At 56.2% G+C, this 18,301-nt stretch carries 14 protein-coding genes and 1 pseudogene; 3 read left to right on the top strand and 12 right to left on the bottom strand.

What is annotated here, in order from left to right; genetic code table 11:
* Window positions 1–178: 178 nt before the first annotated feature.
* Window positions 179–1,087, bottom strand: coding sequence for a hypothetical protein (locus B0E42_RS10335; RefSeq protein WP_077506324.1), 909 nt, complete (start codon window positions 1,085–1,087; stop codon window positions 179–181).
* Between the two features lie 342 nt (window positions 1,088–1,429).
* Between B0E42_RS10335 and B0E42_RS10330 the strand changes: the two genes are divergently transcribed.
* The 3 genes from B0E42_RS10330 (at window position 1,430) to B0E42_RS10320 (ending at window position 5,522) form a co-directional block, all read left to right on the top strand.
* Window positions 1,430–1,633, top strand: coding sequence for an EAL domain-containing protein (locus tag B0E42_RS10330; protein ID WP_053187207.1), 204 nt, complete (start codon window positions 1,430–1,432; stop codon window positions 1,631–1,633).
* Between the two features lie 288 nt (window positions 1,634–1,921).
* Entirely contained in the window at window positions 1,922–4,024 is a 2,103-nt protein-coding gene (locus B0E42_RS10325; RefSeq protein WP_077506323.1) for a bifunctional diguanylate cyclase/phosphodiesterase, read from the top strand.
* A 109-nt stretch (window positions 4,025–4,133) separates the two neighbouring features.
* A complete protein-coding gene (locus tag B0E42_RS10320) occupies window positions 4,134–5,522 on the top strand; it encodes a hybrid sensor histidine kinase/response regulator (RefSeq protein ID WP_168188507.1) in 1,389 nt (462 codons plus the stop codon).
* A 556-nt stretch (window positions 5,523–6,078) separates the two neighbouring features.
* Here the strand turns inward: B0E42_RS10320 and B0E42_RS10315 are convergent.
* From B0E42_RS10315 to B0E42_RS10265, 11 genes and pseudogenes are all read right to left on the bottom strand, one after another.
* Window positions 6,079–7,260, bottom strand: a complete 1,182-nt coding sequence (locus B0E42_RS10315; protein WP_053178860.1) for a hypothetical protein — start codon at window positions 7,258–7,260, stop codon at window positions 6,079–6,081.
* A gap of 166 nt (window positions 7,261–7,426) precedes the next feature.
* Entirely contained in the window at window positions 7,427–8,665 is a 1,239-nt protein-coding gene (locus tag B0E42_RS10310) for a serine hydrolase (RefSeq protein WP_018608092.1), read from the bottom strand.
* A gap of 6 nt (window positions 8,666–8,671) precedes the next feature.
* Window positions 8,672–9,628, bottom strand: coding sequence for an ABC transporter ATP-binding protein (locus B0E42_RS10305; protein ID WP_018608090.1), 957 nt, complete (start codon window positions 9,626–9,628; stop codon window positions 8,672–8,674).
* 24 nt (window positions 9,629–9,652) lie between these two features.
* Window positions 9,653–10,684, bottom strand: a complete 1,032-nt coding sequence (locus B0E42_RS10300) for an ABC transporter ATP-binding protein (protein ID WP_053178856.1) — start codon at window positions 10,682–10,684, stop codon at window positions 9,653–9,655.
* Window positions 10,684–11,568, bottom strand: coding sequence for an ABC transporter permease (locus tag B0E42_RS10295; RefSeq protein ID WP_053178854.1), 885 nt, complete (start codon window positions 11,566–11,568; stop codon window positions 10,684–10,686). The genes B0E42_RS10300 and B0E42_RS10295 overlap by 1 nt, the downstream gene beginning before the upstream one ends.
* Entirely contained in the window at window positions 11,565–12,581 is a 1,017-nt protein-coding gene (locus B0E42_RS10290) for an ABC transporter permease (protein ID WP_033062669.1), read from the bottom strand. Before B0E42_RS10290 ends, B0E42_RS10295 begins: the two co-directional genes overlap by 4 nt.
* A 168-nt stretch (window positions 12,582–12,749) precedes the next feature.
* A complete protein-coding gene (locus B0E42_RS10285) occupies window positions 12,750–14,294 on the bottom strand; it encodes an ABC transporter substrate-binding protein (protein WP_053178852.1) in 1,545 nt (514 codons plus the stop codon).
* A gap of 223 nt (window positions 14,295–14,517) precedes the next feature.
* A complete protein-coding gene (locus tag B0E42_RS10280) occupies window positions 14,518–15,345 on the bottom strand; it encodes a helix-turn-helix transcriptional regulator (protein ID WP_018608079.1) in 828 nt (275 codons plus the stop codon).
* A 185-nt stretch (window positions 15,346–15,530) separates the two neighbouring features.
* A pseudogene (locus tag B0E42_RS10275) lies at window positions 15,531–15,751 on the bottom strand (ammonia channel protein); the annotation flags it as partial.
* Window positions 15,752–15,784: 33 nt separating this feature from the next.
* On the bottom strand, window positions 15,785–17,500 hold the full coding sequence (locus B0E42_RS10270; protein WP_077506321.1) for an alkaline phosphatase D family protein: 1,716 nt from the start codon (window positions 17,498–17,500) through the stop codon (window positions 15,785–15,787).
* Window positions 17,497–18,099, bottom strand: a complete 603-nt coding sequence (locus B0E42_RS10265; RefSeq protein WP_139353131.1) for a hypothetical protein — start codon at window positions 18,097–18,099, stop codon at window positions 17,497–17,499. The genes B0E42_RS10270 and B0E42_RS10265 overlap by 4 nt, the downstream gene beginning before the upstream one ends.
* Between the last annotated feature and the right edge of the window lie 202 nt (window positions 18,100–18,301).

The raw sequence follows: 18,301 nt of genomic DNA, 5'->3' as shown, positions 1-18,301 counted from the left end.
GCGATATCAGCCATTTTTTGATGCATCGCTACAACTGGATTCGGCCTCACCAATTCAACGATGGGTTGGCGCCAGCGCGGGCCGAGGAAAATCTTAACGTCGTGTCCGGGATTAGTTGACCACTACAGTCGCTGTCGTGAAGGGTTACGCTAAGCAGGCATTAAGCGCTTTTGTATTTTTAATATTTGTCGGAGCGAACCCATTTCCCCAGGTCTACGTTCCTCCAGCCGGGTGCGACTGCACTGGATAGTGCCCCTGAGCCCGTCCGTGATTTATCGATGGTTCCTATGTCGGAAAACGAAACCGTGTTGCGCTGACCTTCATAGACAGTGCTTCTCAGCACGAACGTCCCGTTCTTCTCATCGATGCTTTCCAGTATGCCTTGTACAGCCAGTGGATTCCCGCCTCCGGTGGTTGTCACGCGCCAGACGAGCAGATACCGGTCGAGTGATTGTTTGAGTTGGGCCGCCACTTGAACACGGGTGACATACTCATTGACATAAGCATCACACGCTTGCTTCACAGGGCTGGTGATATTTCTGATCTGCCGCTTCCTGTCATAGTATTCCTCATAAGGGTCTGCACTAGGCCCTTCGGAGGAATAGATGACGTCTTGGCTTGCGAGGTGATGCTCGATGTCGGCCGAGGCCATTTCGGCGGCGGCAGCATCGGCAATGGCGTCGATGCCGTTCTTGCCGGGTGCAGCCTTGGCTGCGTCATCGGTTACGGATTTGATGGCGTCGTTGATGAGGTTGTTGTCCGCATCCAGGGCCTCTTCGTAGGCGGTACAGGCTGCCTCGTAGGCGATGTAGGCAGCTTCAAGAGTTTTGTTATCTGCGCTCGCTTGAGCGGCCTCGAGTACCTTGAGGGCTTTGTCGTAGGCGACGATCGGCGCCCCCTGGTCGAGAGCGACAGTAAACACCCCCCAGACCAGTGCATACACCTGGGCATCCCGCAGCGCCCGCACCACATCAGGGTCAGTAGCAGCGTCCTTTTTTTCTGTGATGATAGCGAGGCGATTTTTTACCGCGTCGCAGGTTTTGCAGTCGCGAATACTTGAGAGCAACGCGTCCAGTTCTGTAGCCATAAAACGGACTCCTTGTCCGATCAAATTGGAAAAGCGCTGACACTTCTGTTTGCCAGCCTGTCCATGTATAGGCCACCTTTTGAGAGGCGGCCACTGCCAGTTTGTTTTTTCTTACAACGACTTACAGATGATTGGCCGGTAGATGGATCCGAGAGTGGACTTCGAAAACGACACAGCGAACAGCCTGGGTTCTGCCCACCGTCCGCGCGGCACGGGGGATCTACGAGGTAGATTTTCTTCTCCCAGACAAACGCTGAACATGAGCAAGATGTGTTTCGCAGACGCTTACAAGCTCGTCGCACGGGGTGATGATGGTGTGGGTGCGCTGGAAAAACCTGCGCGATGATTGGCAAACAACTGAGCTTGTCGGCCATCGCTGAGGGGGTTGAAACACGAGCACAACGTGACATGCTGGCTGCTATGGGTTGCCATAACTATCAGGGATATCTATTTGGTCACCCCATGGACATAGATGCATTAGAGGATTACATCGAAGGTAAAATTGATCTAGTTCGTCTAGGTCGTTCGGTGGATCGGAACAAGTGAGTCATCCATCGTCTTGTCGAGCGAGTTGTTCAAGGCATGAATCTGCCGCATAAAGCCAAGAAAAATCAACTGATACAATCCTGTAGTGACACACTTGTTTGTCACTACAGGTGGGGAATTGCACTCCTCTTGACCAAGCACTAACGGCGATATTGCGCGAGTTCTGATTGCCTGAACGCTTACCTTTCGCAGGCAACTTTGGCAGGTCACTACACCAAAGCTGATTCCTTCAGAAATTTTCCGTGCCGCCGATAACCAAAAGAGTTGGACTACACTTCCGGAGTTTCAATGCTTGTAAGCAGTTATAACGGACTATATGTCCTGCTATCCCTGATTGTCGCGATCTTAGCTTCCTATACGGCGCTGAACATGGCTGGTCGTGTCACGCGCACCCAAGGAAAAGCCTCGGCACTTTGGCTGGCGGGCGGTTCATTCGCCATGGGCACCGGCATCTGGTCAATGCACTTCATCGGTATGCTGGCCTTCCAACTGCCCATCGAATTGGGCTATGACTTGACCCTCACTGGCCTATCGCTGGTGATCGCCATCGCCTCCTCGGCCTTCGCCCTTTGGCTGGTATGCCAAAAGGAAATGCCGCTGTCTTGGCTGCTGGTGGGCGCGGTGTTGATGGGTATCGGCATTGCAGCCATGCACTATACCGGCATGGCGGCGCTGCTGATGAATCCCGTAGTGGAATACGTTCCGTCGCTGTTTGTACTGTCGGTGCTGATCGCCATCCTCGCCTCTGGAGCGGCGCTATGGATAGCCTTCCGCCTGCGTGGAGAAGGCAAGTACATCAATCGCGCGCGCCTCTGCTCCTCCCTGGTGATGGGGTGCGCCATTGTCGGAATGCACTACACAGGCATGTCAGCCGCAAAATTCCCGCTGGGCAGTGTATGCGGTGCGGTCAACACAGGTATCGATAGTAAATGGCTGGTGGTGCTGGTGATCCTGGTCACCTTGGCCGTCTGCGCAATTGCCCTGATTATCTCGATGCTCGACGTCCGTACCAGCCTACTGGCCAACTCCCTTGATCGCGCCAACAGTGAGCTAGTGCAACTGGCCCTGCACGACAATCTGACACGTCTGCCCAATCGCATCCTACTCAACGACCGCCTTGAGCAGGCGATTCAGAAAGCCGGCCGGCAAAAGAGCCAGTTTGCCGTGCTGTTCATGGACTTGGACGGATTCAAATTGGTGAACGATACCTACGGCCATCACACCGGCGACCAGTTGCTGGTGGAAGTGGCTACGCGTATCAATAATGCCAAGCGCGGCGAAGATACAGGAGCGCGCTTAGGGGGCGACGAATTCGTACTGCTGATTGACCTCGCCGAGCCGGAAGACGCTGCGGCTCTCGCCCAACGCCTGGTGGAAGATATCAAGGCCCCATTCGTCTTGGGGCGGCAGACAGTACATGTTTCCACAAGCATTGGTATTGCCATTTTTCCAGTCGATGGTCATACCGACCATGAGCTTATGGTCAACGCTGATGCGGCCATGTATCACGCCAAAGAACAAGGTCGAAACGGCTACTGTTTCTTCGAAAGAACCATGAATATCAATGCCCACCAGCAACTGCAGTTGCAGCAGGATCTACGCAAGGCCCTCGACCAGAATGAGTTCATCCTGCACTACCAGCCGAAAATGATTGCTCCCGACGGCCCTATGACGGGTGTTGAGGCCCTGTTGCGATGGAACAGTCCAAACTGGGGCCTAGTGCCGCCGGATCGCTTTCTGCCCCTAGCCGAACGAACTGGGCTGATAGTGCCAATCGGGAACTGGGTAATAAATGAAGCCTGTCGGCAGATGGCCGAATGGCACGCCCTAGGTAAAGGAGAATGGAGTATTGCGGTCAATCTATCGACGGTACAATTGGCCAATGCAGGACTGGTTGACATCGTGCGTACAGCACTGCAAAGCAACGGTCTGCCACCTCGCTTTCTGACCCTGGAGGTAACCGAGTCTACTGCCATGCGCGACGCGGAAGCCGCGCTGATCGTCCTCGATCAGTTGTCAGCGCTGGGAGTCAGTATTTCCATTGACGACTTCGGTACCGGATATTCCAGCCTGCTTTACCTCAAGCGCCTGCCAGCCAATGAGCTGAAGATCGACCGAGGCTTCATCACCGAGCTGGCTAAAAACAACGACGACGCGGCCATCGTTTCGGCGATAGTAGCGCTTGGCAAAACGCTGGGTCTGAGGATCGTCGCCGAGGGTGTGGAAACCTCTGAACAACAAGAGATGCTTACAGAGTTGGGGTGCGACATCTTGCAGGGTTACCTACTGGGCAAACCGATGAGCGCACAGGGGATGCTGGAAAGCTTTAACACCTCCAGTAATCCTGCAGCGGCCACAGGCCCAGCACTAGCAGTGCACCGGTACGATTGATGTTCAAGATCATCACCCAACCAGCCTCCTCCGCTCCTAATACTGGTCTAACCTTTCTTTCAGATTCATCGCGTGGCTCTGTTCGATAGAGGGTCAAGTCATCACGAAGGTGACTGTTCGCAACTTATTGATCGAGGTGCAGTACTGCTTGGCTCCAATCCTGGCGGCCTTGACCTGTCTTAGCGATAACGGGCTGTTTGACTTCGACCGAGCCCTGGCATTGCGGCTGGGAGAGTCAGCAAGAGGCATCACCGAGGCCATCGCTGCCGGGGTCAGCAACATTCTTATCAAACCCTTTACCGCCAACGACCTTTCGCAGCGCATAACGCGTGCTATGAACCATCGTCCTCGGTTGCATTCGCCACCAGTGATTGCTGAACCAACTCAAGAGTCAAAGGAGGAATACCGTCCGACATTGCTGGTTGTCGATGACGTACCGGACAACCTAGCGCTGATTGCCGGGTTGTTTCAGGACGAGTACCGCATACTGGCGGCGCGCGACGGACGCCGCGCGTTGGCCCTCTGTACTTCCGAGACCCCGCCAGATCTTCTTCTGCTGGATGTAATGATGCCGAACATGGATGGTTTCGAGCTGGCCCAGCACCTGCGCAGCCATCCCAGCGCTAGCCGCATCCCGATCATCTTTATCACCGCCATGAGCGATCCGGCAGCCCAGCTGCGCGGGTTGGAGCTGGGCGCAGTGGATTTTGTCAGTAAGCCGGTGGATCCCAAGTCGCTACACCTTCGGGTAAGCAATCTGTTGCGCCTGGTCGAACAGCGCAACGCGCTGCAGCAGGAATACGACACCATGCTGGAGCTGGAACGCTTGCGTGAGGAAGCCAGCAGTATTTCACGTCATGATCTGAAGGCGCCGCTGTGCAATATCCTCGGCTTGGCCCGCAGCCTGCTCGAAGGCGGCAATCTGCTGCCACGCCAGATGCAAATGTTGCATAGCCTGGAAACCGACAGCCAGAACCTGCTAGGAATGATCGACATGGCTGGCGACATCTACAAAATCGAAACCGGTAATTTCGAACTTAAGCCGGTCGCGGTCGAACTGCTGCCCCTGGTACGGCGCCTATGCGAATCGGCCAGGCTGACCTATCAGGCAAAAAAACTGACCATCGAGGTAGTGGCGGAACACACCAACGAATCAACACCGGTGCTAGCCAGTGGAGACGAATTGCTGTGTTTTTCGCTACTGAACAACTTGCTGAAGAATGCCTGCGAGGCGGCTCCTGAGAAAAGTCGCGTGCGACTGACATTGATACCTGCCGAGCATATCGAATTGGTAATGGAGAACCAGCCAGCGGTACCCGTAGCATTTCGGTCACGGTTCTTCGAAAAATACGCAAGCGATGGCAAATCTGGCGGTACGGGGCTGGGTACCTACTCAGCGAAACTACTAGCTGAAGCCCAGCAAGGAAGCTTGGAGCTGGAGATCGATGACGAGGCGAATCTGACACGCTTACGGTTGCAGCTGCCGCCTAGGAACTGAAGTTCTATACCTCGGCTGAACAGATCTAGACCTTGGCAGTACATCATGCTTGGTTTGATCGCCGCGTACTGTTCAGTACTTATGGTGGGGCCGTTGAACGCTGATAATTCCTAACTCGTGGAAGCTGTTCCCAATCTCGAGGATCAGTCCGCTCTGCGAAAATCCACTAAGCGAAGACTCGTCCAATACTATTCGAAAGCGACCAATGCGAAGAAGTCGAACCTCAAGCCGGCGTGTGCTTGTGCTTTCGAGGCGCATCGCGGCAGGGTAAGTGCGGAAACAATACAGACGATCGCCACACAGCCACTGACATTGGGAAATCCCAGGCACAAAAAAGCCACTCATCCGAGTGGCTTTTTTGTGAATCTTGGAGCGGGAAACGAGACTCGTATCAGGTGTCCTACTCGTTGAAATCTAAGGGTTTTACTTTCTTTCCGGAGCAGGAAAAGACTTGATTCCGGACTTGTTTTGGAGGGGTATCAAGGACCAGAGGTATGATTCCCAGCTCTGCCATTGGGTCTACGCGAACATCCGTAAGTTGCCCAAAAAATCCAAATCAGAAGTAATAGCCGATATTCATATACAGCTGGTTTTCCCACTGATCACTACCACCAGCCCCCAGACTCTGGGTGAGGCTGCTGCCACCGATGACCGGATCATTCTTGCCGTACAACCATTCCGTGGCGATCCACAGTTTGCTGAGGGAGAACGAGGTGCCGAAAATCATCCGTTGCGAGGTCTTGAAGTCGTCTGCGGATTTATCGAAGGCGCTGTAGTTGGCGTACAGCTGCACACCGCTGATCTGATCGAACAGGTACTTGCCACCAACGTCGTAGCTCACATCCGCCACGTACAAGTTGCCGCGACTGGCGACGTTGTAAGTGGCGTCGTAACCGCCGAAAGTCACCAGTTCATCAGTGCCGGGGTTGCGCGGGGACATCTGCTGTCGCGCAGCTTGCAGTTGCACGCCCCATGGCCCGTTTTTACCGATGTAGTGCACTGCCACGGCATTGCGCCGGCCGTCGTTGTTGGTGTCGCGGTTCTCCAGGGACGAGGTCAGGCCAGAAATCCCGACTTCGGACTTCCACGGCCCCAAGTCCATCGCCTTGGCCACCCGCAGTACCACGGTGTTGCGTTCCTGGTTGTTGCTACCGTCGATGACATAGCTGTCCGCTTCGGAGACAACGCTGGAGTAGGTTTCGCCCTTGCTGGTGCCTTTGCCCTGCGAGGCAGGGCGAACGTAGTAACCGGCCTGGATATTCCAGTCACCGCTTTGCTGGATGTACTTGGCGCCAAGTTCTTCCAGGTCTTCCAGTCCCACGACGTTGCCCAGGGTTTGATAGAACGTGCTGCCAAAATACGGCTGCAAACCGAACGGCACCTGGTTCAGACCGACCTGGATTTGTTGGTCAGGGTTGAACTTGTAGCCGATCCAGGCGAACTCGGCGAACTGGACGTCACCTACGTTTTCTGTGTACTGGTAAGGGTAGGCTCGTCCGTAGAAACGGTACTTGGCCTCGCCGATCCAAGTATCAGAGTTGTACTTGGCGGAGAGGATCACGGTATCGAAGTTGAACTTCTGGATGTCGCGATCCGGGTCATAGTCCCAACGCGCCCGGACCGCGCCACCAAGATTGAGATTGTCAGTGACCTGTATCGCCATCGCAGGCGTGGACAGCGCGTACGACAGCGCCAGCGGGATCAATGAGCACAAGGCCCGGGTGGTATTCAAGTTCATGGTCGCTCCGTCTTTAAGTTTTATTTTTGGCAACAACCATCCCGGCCACGACAAAGCGCGGTCTGGATGAAATAGGTATGGCCCGCCGAGACTGAGGCTGGAACAGCGTCCAGGTGCTAGCGGGCTAAACGGTGTTTGAGAAGCCGCTGTCGTTTAAACTTCGGCGTCAGTTGCGTTGAAGTTCTTCAACCACAGCGGCACAAGCACGGAAGGTGTCCAACGTCCACTCTGGATTGATAAAGTCCGGCCAACTGGAAAGCTTTACGATCGCCACTTCAGCAGCCGGATCCCAATAGATACTCTGACCAAATACTCCGCGCGCCGAGTAGGTGCCCTGCTCACTGTCCAATACCCAGCACTGATTGCTGTAAGCCGCAGTCGGAAAGCTCTTGGTGTAGTAGCCGTAGAGGACTTCGAAAGCGGGTGTGGAACCACGTCCGCATGCACGCACAAACGTCTCTGGGACGATCTGCTGGCAATTGAAATGTCCACCCTGCAAATACATCTGGGCAAAACGCCCGAGATCGCGCAGCGTGGCGCTCATCCCGCCATCGGCCAATGCAGTTCCAACACAATCGAGGGTGATATTCGCGTCTTGCTCTGCCCCCAGTCTTGACCAGATCTCTCGACTCAACAAAACGGGGAGCCGCTCGCCGCAGGCCCGCTCACAAACCCAGGCCAACACGTCGGTATCCACCGAGCGATACTCAAAGAACTGACCATGCTCACGGTCTTTACTCAGCGACTTCAACAAACCATAAATGCTGTCAGGAGACTCTCGCTCTCCCCGTTCACGCCAACCCGAGGCGATATCCAACTGGATGAATTCAGCATCCGGATCGGTGTAGTCCTCCCTGAACCTCACGCCCGTGCGCATATCCAGCAGATCCTGTACCCGGGCATCACCATAGCCGCTTGCCGAAAGCTCGGGCACATAGTGGCTGACGTGCGCTTGGGGATCGATTCTGCCCTGGCCTATCAACCTGCCGACCAGGCTGCCGACGATGGTCTTGGATACCGATTGCAACAGATGCAACGTGTGCGGCTGCATACCATTGAAATACTGCTCGGAAACCACCTTGCCCTGATGAAGCACCAAGAAACCATCGGTGTAGCTATCGGTCAGGAAGGTCGCCAGATCGGTTTGCCCGCCGTCGACCCGCTGGAAATGTACGTCGTCCAGTGAACGCTCGTTGCGCTTGAGTTCGCTGACCGGCCCGGGACCACGATGAATAGCAGCCACCGGAAACAGCTGGCTCATGTGCTGGAACGACCAGCGGTTATAGGGCGGACTGTCCCAGTTGTGCTGACGGACTTGCTTTTCCCGGGGCGGCGGATAGCCCTGCATCAGCCTTAAATCCTGATAACCAATGCCAGGAGCGGTCATGTCATTTTTATTGTACATAGGGGTTCAGCTCTCATCGTTCAGAGGGTGGTGGCAAGAAAAACGGTGGCCATGATCCTGGGTCTCGGCTGGCACCTCTCGGCGACAACGCTCACTGACCCTCGGGCAACGGGGCGCGAAGTGGCACCCGGTAGGCCGGTTCAAGGGGCTGGGGATCTCGCCGCTCAGGACTTGCAACTGGTCACGGCGTTCCGGGTCGATGGAGGGCACTGAATTGAGCAGCGCACGGGTGTAGGGATGACGCGGTCGACCGAACACCTGCCCCACAGGCCCGGCCTCGACGATGCGCCCCAAGTACATCACCAGCACCTGCTGCGCCAGATATTCGACCGTCGCAAGATCGTGGCTGATGAACAGGTAGCTCAGGCCATTATCGGTCTGCAGCGTCTTGAGCAATTGCAGCACTTGGGCCTGGACCGACACGTCGAGCGCCGCCGTAGGCTCATCGAGGATCAACAGTTTTGATTCCAGCGCCAGGGCCCGGGCGATAGCGATACGCTGTAACTGGCCACCGGAGAATTCATGGGGATAGCGCTCCATGTGTTCCTCGCCCATCCCCACATTTCCCAACAGCGAGAGAATGCGCGCGCGCAAGGCACTACCGCGCAAACCAAAGGCAACCTTCAGCGGCTCGGCAACAATTGCCTTGATTGTCATTTTCGGATTCAGCGAGGCGTAGGGATTCTGGAACACCATGCTCAAGCTCCTGCCCCGCGCCCTGGCATCAGTAGGCAGCGGGTGACCTTCGACCAGAATTTGCCCACTGTCGGCTGGCAGCAGACCGAGCAAGGTCGCGGCCACCGTACTTTTTCCACAACCGGATTCCCCCACCAGCGCGACCGTCTCACCGACCTGCACCTCCAGGCTGATGTGGTCGATGGCGGTCACCAGGCCGTCGCGGCTGGCGTAGGTCTTGTGCAACTGAGTGACGCTCAGCAGCGCGGGCTGTTTGTTGTTATTCATAGCCGTTTACCTTTCAAAGAAGCCTCACACCTTGACCAACGTGTTGTGACAAGCCACCCAGTGTTCCTCGCCGATTTCCACCCTCGGCGCAGCCTGGACGCATCGCCCGGTGGCGCGCTCACAACGCGGGTTGAAGGCACAGCCAGGCGGGGGAGCCGCCATGTTCGGCACCTGCCCCGGGATGAAGCCCAGGGGCTGAGCCCCCTGCCCCAACTTTGGCACGGTGCCCATCAGTTTCAGGGTGTAAGGGTGCGCAGGTCGCTGGAACACCTGGCCCACCGGACCGCTCTCCACCACTTCGCCGGCATACATCACCGCCACCCGATCACAGAGCGAAGCCACCACCCCAAGGTTGTGCGTGATAAACAGAATCGCCAGGTCCTGCTCCTGCGCCAGCTTGCGCAGCAAGGCGATGATCTGCGCCTGCACCGTGACGTCCAGCGCGGTGGTCGGCTCATCGGCGATCAGCAGTTTCGGTCGACAGGCCAACGCCATGGCAATCACCACCCGCTGCAACTGGCCGCCAGACATCTGGTGCGGATACTTGGCTAGCGCCAGAGAAGGATCAGGCATGCTCACCGCCTCCAGCGAGCTCAGCGCCTCGGCGCGGATTTGCGTCTTGCTCAGTTGCCGATGGCAACCGATGACATCGAACATCTGCCGTCCGACCGTGAAGAACGGGTTGAGCGCCTTCATCGGATTCTGAAAGATCATCGCCGCCCCTCCGCCGCGCAAATCCGCTAGCTGCGATACCGACGCACCGTTGACCTGCTGTCCGGCGACCTTGACACTGCCGCCCAGCCGAGCGGCCTCAGGCATCAATCCAAGGCAGGACATGGCCGTCATGGACTTGCCCGAGCCCGACTCCCCCACCAATCCAAGGATCTCGCCGCGCCTGACCTTGAGGTCGATGCCGCGTACGGCCTTTACGGTCTTGAACAAACCAGGAAAAGATACCGTCAGCCCTTCCACTTCCAGCACCAACTCTTGAGCGGCGTCGTTATTCGACGCGGCGAGATGTTCGGGAGTAGACGATTGCAAGGATTCGTTGATCATCAGCGCATCCCCTTCTTTGGATCGAGCACATCGCGCAGCCCGTCGCCCACCAGGTTGACGGCCAGTACCAGGACAAAAATCGCAACGCCGGGGAACAGCACCGTCCAGGGATTTTCGAGCAATTGCGAGCGCGACGCCGCGGCCATCAACCCCCATTCGACCATGGGCGGCTTGGCCCCCAGCCCGATAAAGCTCAGCGAGGCAGCGGCGAGAATGGTGTAACCAAAGTCCATGGAGCCCTGCACGATCACAGGCGTGGTGGCATTGGGCAGGACATGGCGAAGCAAGATACGGAAATGACTGACACCCATGGAGCGAGCGGCATGGATATAGGTTTCTGAACGAACCCGTACTACCGCACCGCGCATGATCCTCGCGTACCAAGGGAACCAGGAGACCGCGAGCGCTAACATGGCGTTGGCCAATCCCGACCCCAGCGCAGCGGTGATAGCGATCGGCAACAACAGCGGCGGAAAAGCCAGGAATACGTCCGAGACACGCATCAGCAGCGTATCAATTCGACCACCGAAGTAACCGGAAACAAGCCCAATCGGAATCCCGATCAGCATCGCAATCAGCGTCACGCTCACTCCGATGATCAGCGAGGTGCGTGCGCCATAAAGCACCCGAGAAAGGATGTCGCGACCAAACTCGTCGGTGCCCATCCAGTGTGCCCAGTTGGGTGCCATTAACTTTTGGGAAAAGACAATCTTGTTCGGTTCATAAGGCGCAAGCCAGGGGGCGAAGATGGCCGCCAGGATGATCAGCAGCAATAACAGCGCGCCAAATACAAACAACTTGTTATCGCAGGCAAACGCCAGGGCCTTGATGCGCCATGATGGGGCTCGCGAGGGCATGGACAGGGATACGTCTTGGATACTCATTGGACTCGCAGCCTCGGATCAACAAGGTGATACAAGAGATCAACAATCAGGTTGATCGACAGATACGTCGTGGCCAGCACCAGGGTGGCCCCCATCACAGCGGGGAAATCATTCTGGGCAATCGAAAACACCACGAAACCGCCCAGGCCGGGCCAATCGAAAACGAACTCGACAACGACTGCACCGCCGAGCAGGTAACCGAAGGTCAGGCCCACCACTGTCAGCAGCGGAATCATTGTCGCCTTCAAGGCATAGGCGTAATGGATACGCCACTTGGGTACGCCGTAAGAAACCGCCGTACGGATGTACTCCTCGGAGAGCACCTCCACCATCATGTTGCGGGTGATCCGGGTGACAGTGGCCAAGGTCACGACCACCAGGGTGAGCACGGGCAGCGTCAGGTGTTTGATGGCGCTCCACAGTGCTACGAAATTACCGGCCAGCAGCGTGTCGATCAGGTAAAAACCGGTCACGCGCTCAAAGGGGCTATCGAGAAGAATGGAAGCATCGATACGTCCTTGCAGGGGCAACCAATTGAGCTTGCCGTAGAACAGCAACTGCAACCCCATGGCCAAGATGAAAACGGGAAATGCCGTCCCGGCGATGGACCCCGCTCGTGCCACGTTGTCGACCACTGAGTTCTGCCGGGCCGCCGAGATGACGCCGATTGGCACCCCGAGCAGCACCACCCAGAACATCGCCAGGAATGTCAGTTCAAACGTCGCGCCTACCCGCCTGATGACCTCCTCCGCCACCGGCCGCCCGGTGCGCAAACTGGTGCCAAAATCACCCTGGAGAAGATCGCCGATGTAATTGAAGTATTGGATCGGCAGAGGTTTATCCAACCCCAGTTTTTCCCGCGCGACGGCAATCTGCTCCGCCGTGGGGTGGTTCCCCAGCATCATCTCTACCGGGGATCCGGGAAGAGCTCGGCTCAGAACGAAGGTGATGGTCAACACGCCCAGAAGAATGAAGAACATCACTACCAATCGCTGGGCTATATACTTCGCCATTTATACTACCTTTTGTGGCTAATAAACTTGGCCCTGACTTCTTACGCCCAGCACAAAGCCCTCAAAAGAAAATTAGCTCTTGAGGAGTAACCGGGCGAATCAACCGACTGTCGGTTTACAAGGTAAATCAGGCCTACACCTACAACTTCATCGCAAACAACTCGGCATTCAGCGATTCAAGTTGTAATAGAGAATTGCCTCATAAGCAGGGTTCAGGCTCTTTTCCATACCCTTGATGTCTTTGCGGGAGACACGTATCTGCTGCACGTCGGCGTACCAGATCGCAGGAGCGTCCTTAGCCAGGAGCTGCTGGGCCTGAACGTACTTTTCAGAGGATTTTGTCCTATCACTGCCTTCCAGCGCCGCCGCCTCTTCGATCAACCGATCAAAAATTGGGTTGCTGTAATGAGACAGATTGAACAGCGTTGTCTTCTCGGTATGGAACTCACTGAAAAGCCAATCGCTGGGTGTCGGATACGTTGGCCACCAAGCCATGGATTGCAGGTTGGGAGCGGTGTCCAACTTCTTCGCCTTATCCCAGATCACCCCCCACTCACCGGGGCGTAACTCCACTTCCAAACCAACTTGGGAGGCGGTCGCCTGGAAGAGTTCAGCAGCGTTTGCATAGACACCACTGATGTACTGCATCGAGACCTTCCAGTCCTGCTTAGGTACGCCGGAGGCTTCCAATAATTGTCGGGCTTTATCCAGATCGTAAGAAGCCATAGGCACGCTGGCATGCCCCCAGATACTGCTGGGCAAAGGTCCCTTGGACACACTGCCGTAGCCGTGCAAAATATCGTTGGTGACACCTTCATAGTCCCAGAGATATTGCAGCGCCTGACGAAATGCCACGTTATCCGTAGGGTACTTCTGGGTATTGATCAAGAACTGGAAGTTCTTCCACGAAGGCGCGGTGCTCACCTTGATGGCGGGGTTCTCTCCCAACACCTTGAGCTGATCAAGAGGGATATCCCAGGCGACACCGGCCTCGCCATTTTTGATCATCTGGGTACGTGTAGAGGCTTCCGATACGACTTTTACGATGACCCGATCGAATTGCCCTTCTTTCCAGCCTCCCCAGTAGCCATCGAAACGTTCGAGTACCACTTGCTGGCCCTGTTCAACCTGGCCAAGCTTATAGGGGCCGGTGCCGATGGCGTTGGGAGCCATCATCCAGTCATGCCCTTTATCCACCGCCGCCGGGGCGATGATGTAAGCCGCATATTGACCTGCCGCGATCAGATTGGCCGGAGTGGGATTCTGGAACTTGAGCACTACCGTGTCGTCAGCGACGACCTCGACGGAATCCAGGGCTTTCCATACATACGCAGCGCCTTGTTTTAGCCCTTTGACGTAGTCGATGGATTTTTTGACCGCGGCGGCGTTGAAGGGCGAACCGTCATGAAATTTAACACCGTGCCGCAGCTTGAAGGTCCAGGTCTTGCCGTTGTCGCTGCTTTCCCAGGACGTGGCGAGCCCAGGGGAAAACTCCTCGGCACTGCCCGGAGCGTTATAGACCAGAAGCGTCTCGTAGATATTGCCCAGCACCCGCACCTCTTCCGAAAACGCCGAGGCTGGATCCCAATCCTTGAAAGAGGCTCGATCAGCGACAACCAAGGTATTGTTTGCCGCACACACCAAGCCACTGGTCAACGGCGCAGACACGGAAAGCGCCATCAACCCTGCCATCAATGTTCTTTTGAAGTTCATCGGTGTTCCTCTTATTTTTATGATGGGCGCAGCGGGTCACTTGCACGAGCAGGCATTAATCCAGCTGGAATGAACGACGTAATTGGTCGTTCGTGAAACTGCCTGTTGAGCGGTGTGGCTCATTATTGATCTGCCGCACCGCCAGCTCAATTTCGCGAGCGCTAAGAAAAAAACGCCTGATGACGCTTGAAAGCGTCACCTGGCGTCTGTTTTTAAAGCGGGGTTAGAACAACGGCGGAACGAGGTTGAACTCACCCTCGGATGGGCGGATCAGCAGCCGCGCCCTCACCTCGCTGGGGATCTCAGGGGCATCAATCGGGAAGCAGCTGCAACTGGAAAGCGCGTTACGCAGATCGATCGATTCACCGAGGTACTCAAACACAATCTGCGCACCAAAAGGACGTCGAAAATTGTCGCCCGACACGCCGAGCACCAAGCCGTTGAGAAAGCGGAAACGACTGCGATAGGACGGGTAAAGCGCCGACCAGATGTAGCCCCGAGACGATAGGTATTCGTGCTCGACGATGTAAATCAGATCGGATGAGGCAAAGCAGAACCCCCGATATTTATTGATGCCGAAACTCTTCAGTTGGTCATCACCCAACCTCACTCGCTCGTAGGTTTTACTCAGGATCTTGTTGCCGGAACGGGTCAAGCGGGTAATCGACTTGATCACCTCCCCTGATCCGGAGGGCGACATCAAATAGACAAAGTAGTAACCCTGGTACTTCGACAGTTCCTGCGCGGAGCTTGGGAAAAAATCGGCTGGTACTGCGCTGTCCGGCTCTCGCACTGTGCGCTGTCTGTTGAGCAAAGCGCGGAACGACTCGTGCTCGGAGAATATTTCATCCTCATCCACCCCGAAAAAAGCGCATATCTTGCGAAGGGTGAACAGTGAGGGAGTCGCCTGCGCCCCCAAGTATTTGTTGAACTGCTGGCGGTTGATATCGAGGGAGCGGCACACCATCGCCACCGATTTATAGTACCCGCAGAGAAGGCGCAAGTTTTGACTGAAGTCTTGCGTCGACTGGGGTGAATTGGAACTCGCCATTTAAAAGTATTCCTAACGCTACCATGGACAACACGTTGGACTAACTGTCGCTTGGATCAGGGTTTCAGAAGCTTGGCATTCATTGCCAATCCGTGATTCACGCGAGCATTGAGCCCGACCATAGCGCCTGGGCGGGGGAATGTTCAACAAATACACACCCCGGCGTTTATAGAGTTGCAAAGATCTCAATGGTTGTAAGTACGCTCGTTGTGCTCGGTCAGATCCAACACCATCCATTAGCGCGCAAACCGGTCACCGCATTGATCACCTTGAGGACGACCCAACTGATGACAAAGCAGTAGACCGTCGTCAGCAACACGCCTTTGATTTGCGCCACGACCTGAGCCCCCATGGTCACGCCTTCGACCAAACCTCCCACCGACGGCACGCAGAACACCCCGCACAGCAGACAGGCCAAGCCTCGGGAACGTACGCCGTGTCACCAAGGCGCCAGCTTCAGTCTCTCCGGCATCTTGCGTATCTGACCGTCTCCGTGACTTCGTGCAATCGGATCCCCATCCTCGTCGAAGGCCTGCACGGCCAGTTCCGCCGCCACCGGGTCCACGTCGACTCGGCAGAAATTGTCATCCTGGGTGAAGCCCCACGCCCTGTAGTGCATGATGCCCTGGGCCGGACTGATGGCAAAGCCATCCTGGGTATTCGCAGCGCGTGAATTGTGGACGTAGCCAGCGGGGTCGCCATCGGCGAAAGCAAACGGCCAATAAAATGCGGAGGAGACGATGGAGTAAGCCTTGAGCGCCGCAGCGGGGGCCGAGAACTCCAGTTGCGCCACGCTGGAGCAATGGATGTCGCCGGAGAGGAAGATCACGTTCTGCACGTTCCCGTCCACCATTGTTTGCAGAATCCGCCGGCGTGTGTTGGGAAAGCACGGCCAGGAGTCATCCTTCTCCTTGTGTTCATCGCTGAGCAAGGTGTCCACCCCGTTTGGCAGGAAGACGCTGGAAGATACGATGAACTTCGGCACGTTGCCGCGGGTTTGCTGCATGTGCGTCAGCCACGCGCATACCCGATCCAACTGGCTCGGTTCGTTGGGATCAAGAGAGGGCCGACCCAGCAAGTGATTGTCGGCCAGCCCCGGCAGGTCGGCGAGAAAACGCTGGGTGCGGGTGTCCAGTACAAAGAACGGATAGCCGGCGCAAACGAAGTCGTAAAACAGGTTCAGGGTGCCCATGCGCTTGAGCGAGGCTGGCACCCCGTACGCCGGATCATTTACATAGCTGTCGGTGAAACGCGGCCCGTGACTCCACTGGTAACTCATGTAGGCACCAATGGCCAGGTTGAAGAGCATCCTTTTACCATTGCTCTGGTGCAGGCGATCCTGCGACCAGTTATCCTCGATTTCATGGTCATCCAGGATCATGTAGGTTGGCACGCGGCTCAACAGCTTACGCATGTTCCGGGACCCGAACGCAGTGTGGTAGCGCTCCTGAAACTCCGCGTAGGTATCCGCCAGGCCGATTGGCACCAGGCGATTGAACATGTCCGCATAGATCTGATCCCCGGCCATGAGTGACAGGTTGACCGGCCTTGCCTCGTGCTGCTTGAGCATGGGGCGAAAGATGCGGTCGGCTTCCTTGCGCTTCCATAGCAAACCTGGATAACGGCACGAGCCCAGCAGAAAACTGAGTGGGGATGCGGCTTGTCCTGGCGCTGGCTGTGTGGTGAACGTAGCCTCGGCAAACGCTTCGCCCAAACCATTTTCGAGATTCAACTTGTCGGCCCATACGGACGCGTCTGGGAGCTTGGACGCAATCTCCTCGCTGGTTACATTGCTGTCATTGGGATACGCGTCATCCTGATTCAGCGACGCCATGCGCACGGTGTAGGTGGTGGCGGGATTGAGCGTGTAAGGCTGCAGTTTTTTTTCCTCTGCCGCATCTTTCCAGAGGGACTTGTCTACGCCCAGATTCAACGTGCCGGTACGGTCGTATTCGCGGGGCAGGCGAAAATAGAAGATATCGCCCGGCTTTACCTTGCCGTTTTTTCCTACGACACCTAGCACGCCAATGGAGCGGACCTCTTCATCGAGTTCTTTTCGATCGAGGCAATCCGAGGCGGCAATCCACAGCCGGCACGAACGATAGGTAGTGTGTCCCACGATGGGACCGAGTGCGGGCGCGCGAAGCGTACTCATGTAGGGGCATCCTTCCAGGCTGGTTTATGCAACGGTTTCCGTCCACGTCCGAGCGAACCATTGCGAAGCAAGTGCAGAGGGGCATCGAGGACCGAGTTCAGTACCTGATTTCTTGTTTGAGATTGAAAAACACCTCCTTTGGGTGGTCTGGAGGAACAAAGTCCCTGCCTTACGCGGCAGCAAGCCGGGCCGGCCGTTCTGTTGCCGTAAGCAATCGCGTCGGGCGCGTAGCGCTGCATGATCACTGGAACATCGAGCAAGTGGTCATAATGCGCATGGCCAATCAGGAGGACTTTTACGTTCTTCACGTCCGGCAGGTAATCGGCGATACGCTGCTCATTCGCGCGAACAAAGATGGGGACGTTCGGATTGCTGAAGGACGGTGCGAGTAACAGGCCGTTGCCGTGCCAGTTGAGTAGCCAGCCGCCTACGCCGAGGTAGGTGATCTTCGGCTCGGTCAGATTGTGTTCGTTGGCGGTGGGCTCTTTACCACAGTCCTCCCGTGGAGAGCGATCTTCGGCGCAACCCACCAGGCCGGGAGTGAGGTCCTTGGCGCAGCCCGCCAGACACAGCAGCATCAGTGCAATGACCAGACGCATCGCCATCCTCCCTGACATCCCGAACATCAGTGCAGCCATTACACGCTAGTTTATTTTCCGCGGCACCGCTATATCGCGCTGGCTTCTAAAAAGAAATAACGCAATCGATTGAAATAGCGTTATTGCAGAACTCTGGAAAACGCCACAAAGGAGACTAAATTAGTTGACACCCCACCAACAACTGAAACTAGACACCCAAATG

The organism is Pseudomonas sp. A25(2017), assembly GCF_002001065.1.
GTDB lineage: Bacteria > Pseudomonadota > Gammaproteobacteria > Pseudomonadales > Pseudomonadaceae > Aquipseudomonas > Aquipseudomonas kilonensis.
The sequence above is the reverse complement of the archived record's forward strand: the minus strand, read 5'-3'. Positions and strand labels throughout refer to the sequence as shown.

Coding starts and splice junctions, on each gene's coding strand:
- B0E42_RS10315 (WP_053178860.1), bottom strand. CDS start 7,260: ATGAACTTGAATACCACCCGGGCCTTGTGCTCATTGATCCCGCTGGCG.
- B0E42_RS10280 (WP_018608079.1), bottom strand. CDS start 15,345: ATGGCGAGTTCCAATTCACCCCAGTCGACGCAAGACTTCAGTCAAAAC.
- B0E42_RS10330 (WP_053187207.1), top strand. CDS start 1,430: ATGATTGGCAAACAACTGAGCTTGTCGGCCATCGCTGAGGGGGTTGAA.
- B0E42_RS10265 (WP_139353131.1), bottom strand. CDS start 18,099: ATGCGTCTGGTCATTGCACTGATGCTGCTGTGTCTGGCGGGCTGCGCC.
- B0E42_RS10270 (WP_077506321.1), bottom strand. CDS start 17,500: ATGAGTACGCTTCGCGCGCCCGCACTCGGTCCCATCGTGGGACACACT.
- B0E42_RS10335 (WP_077506324.1), bottom strand. CDS start 1,087: ATGGCTACAGAACTGGACGCGTTGCTCTCAAGTATTCGCGACTGCAAA.
- B0E42_RS10310 (WP_018608092.1), bottom strand. CDS start 8,665: ATGTACAATAAAAATGACATGACCGCTCCTGGCATTGGTTATCAGGAT.
- B0E42_RS10290 (WP_033062669.1), bottom strand. CDS start 12,581: ATGGCGAAGTATATAGCCCAGCGATTGGTAGTGATGTTCTTCATTCTT.
- B0E42_RS10295 (WP_053178854.1), bottom strand. CDS start 11,568: ATGAGTATCCAAGACGTATCCCTGTCCATGCCCTCGCGAGCCCCATCA.
- B0E42_RS10285 (WP_053178852.1), bottom strand. CDS start 14,294: ATGAACTTCAAAAGAACATTGATGGCAGGGTTGATGGCGCTTTCCGTG.
- B0E42_RS10305 (WP_018608090.1), bottom strand. CDS start 9,628: ATGAATAACAACAAACAGCCCGCGCTGCTGAGCGTCACTCAGTTGCAC.
- B0E42_RS10325 (WP_077506323.1), top strand. CDS start 1,922: ATGCTTGTAAGCAGTTATAACGGACTATATGTCCTGCTATCCCTGATT.
- B0E42_RS10300 (WP_053178856.1), bottom strand. CDS start 10,684: ATGATCAACGAATCCTTGCAATCGTCTACTCCCGAACATCTCGCCGCG.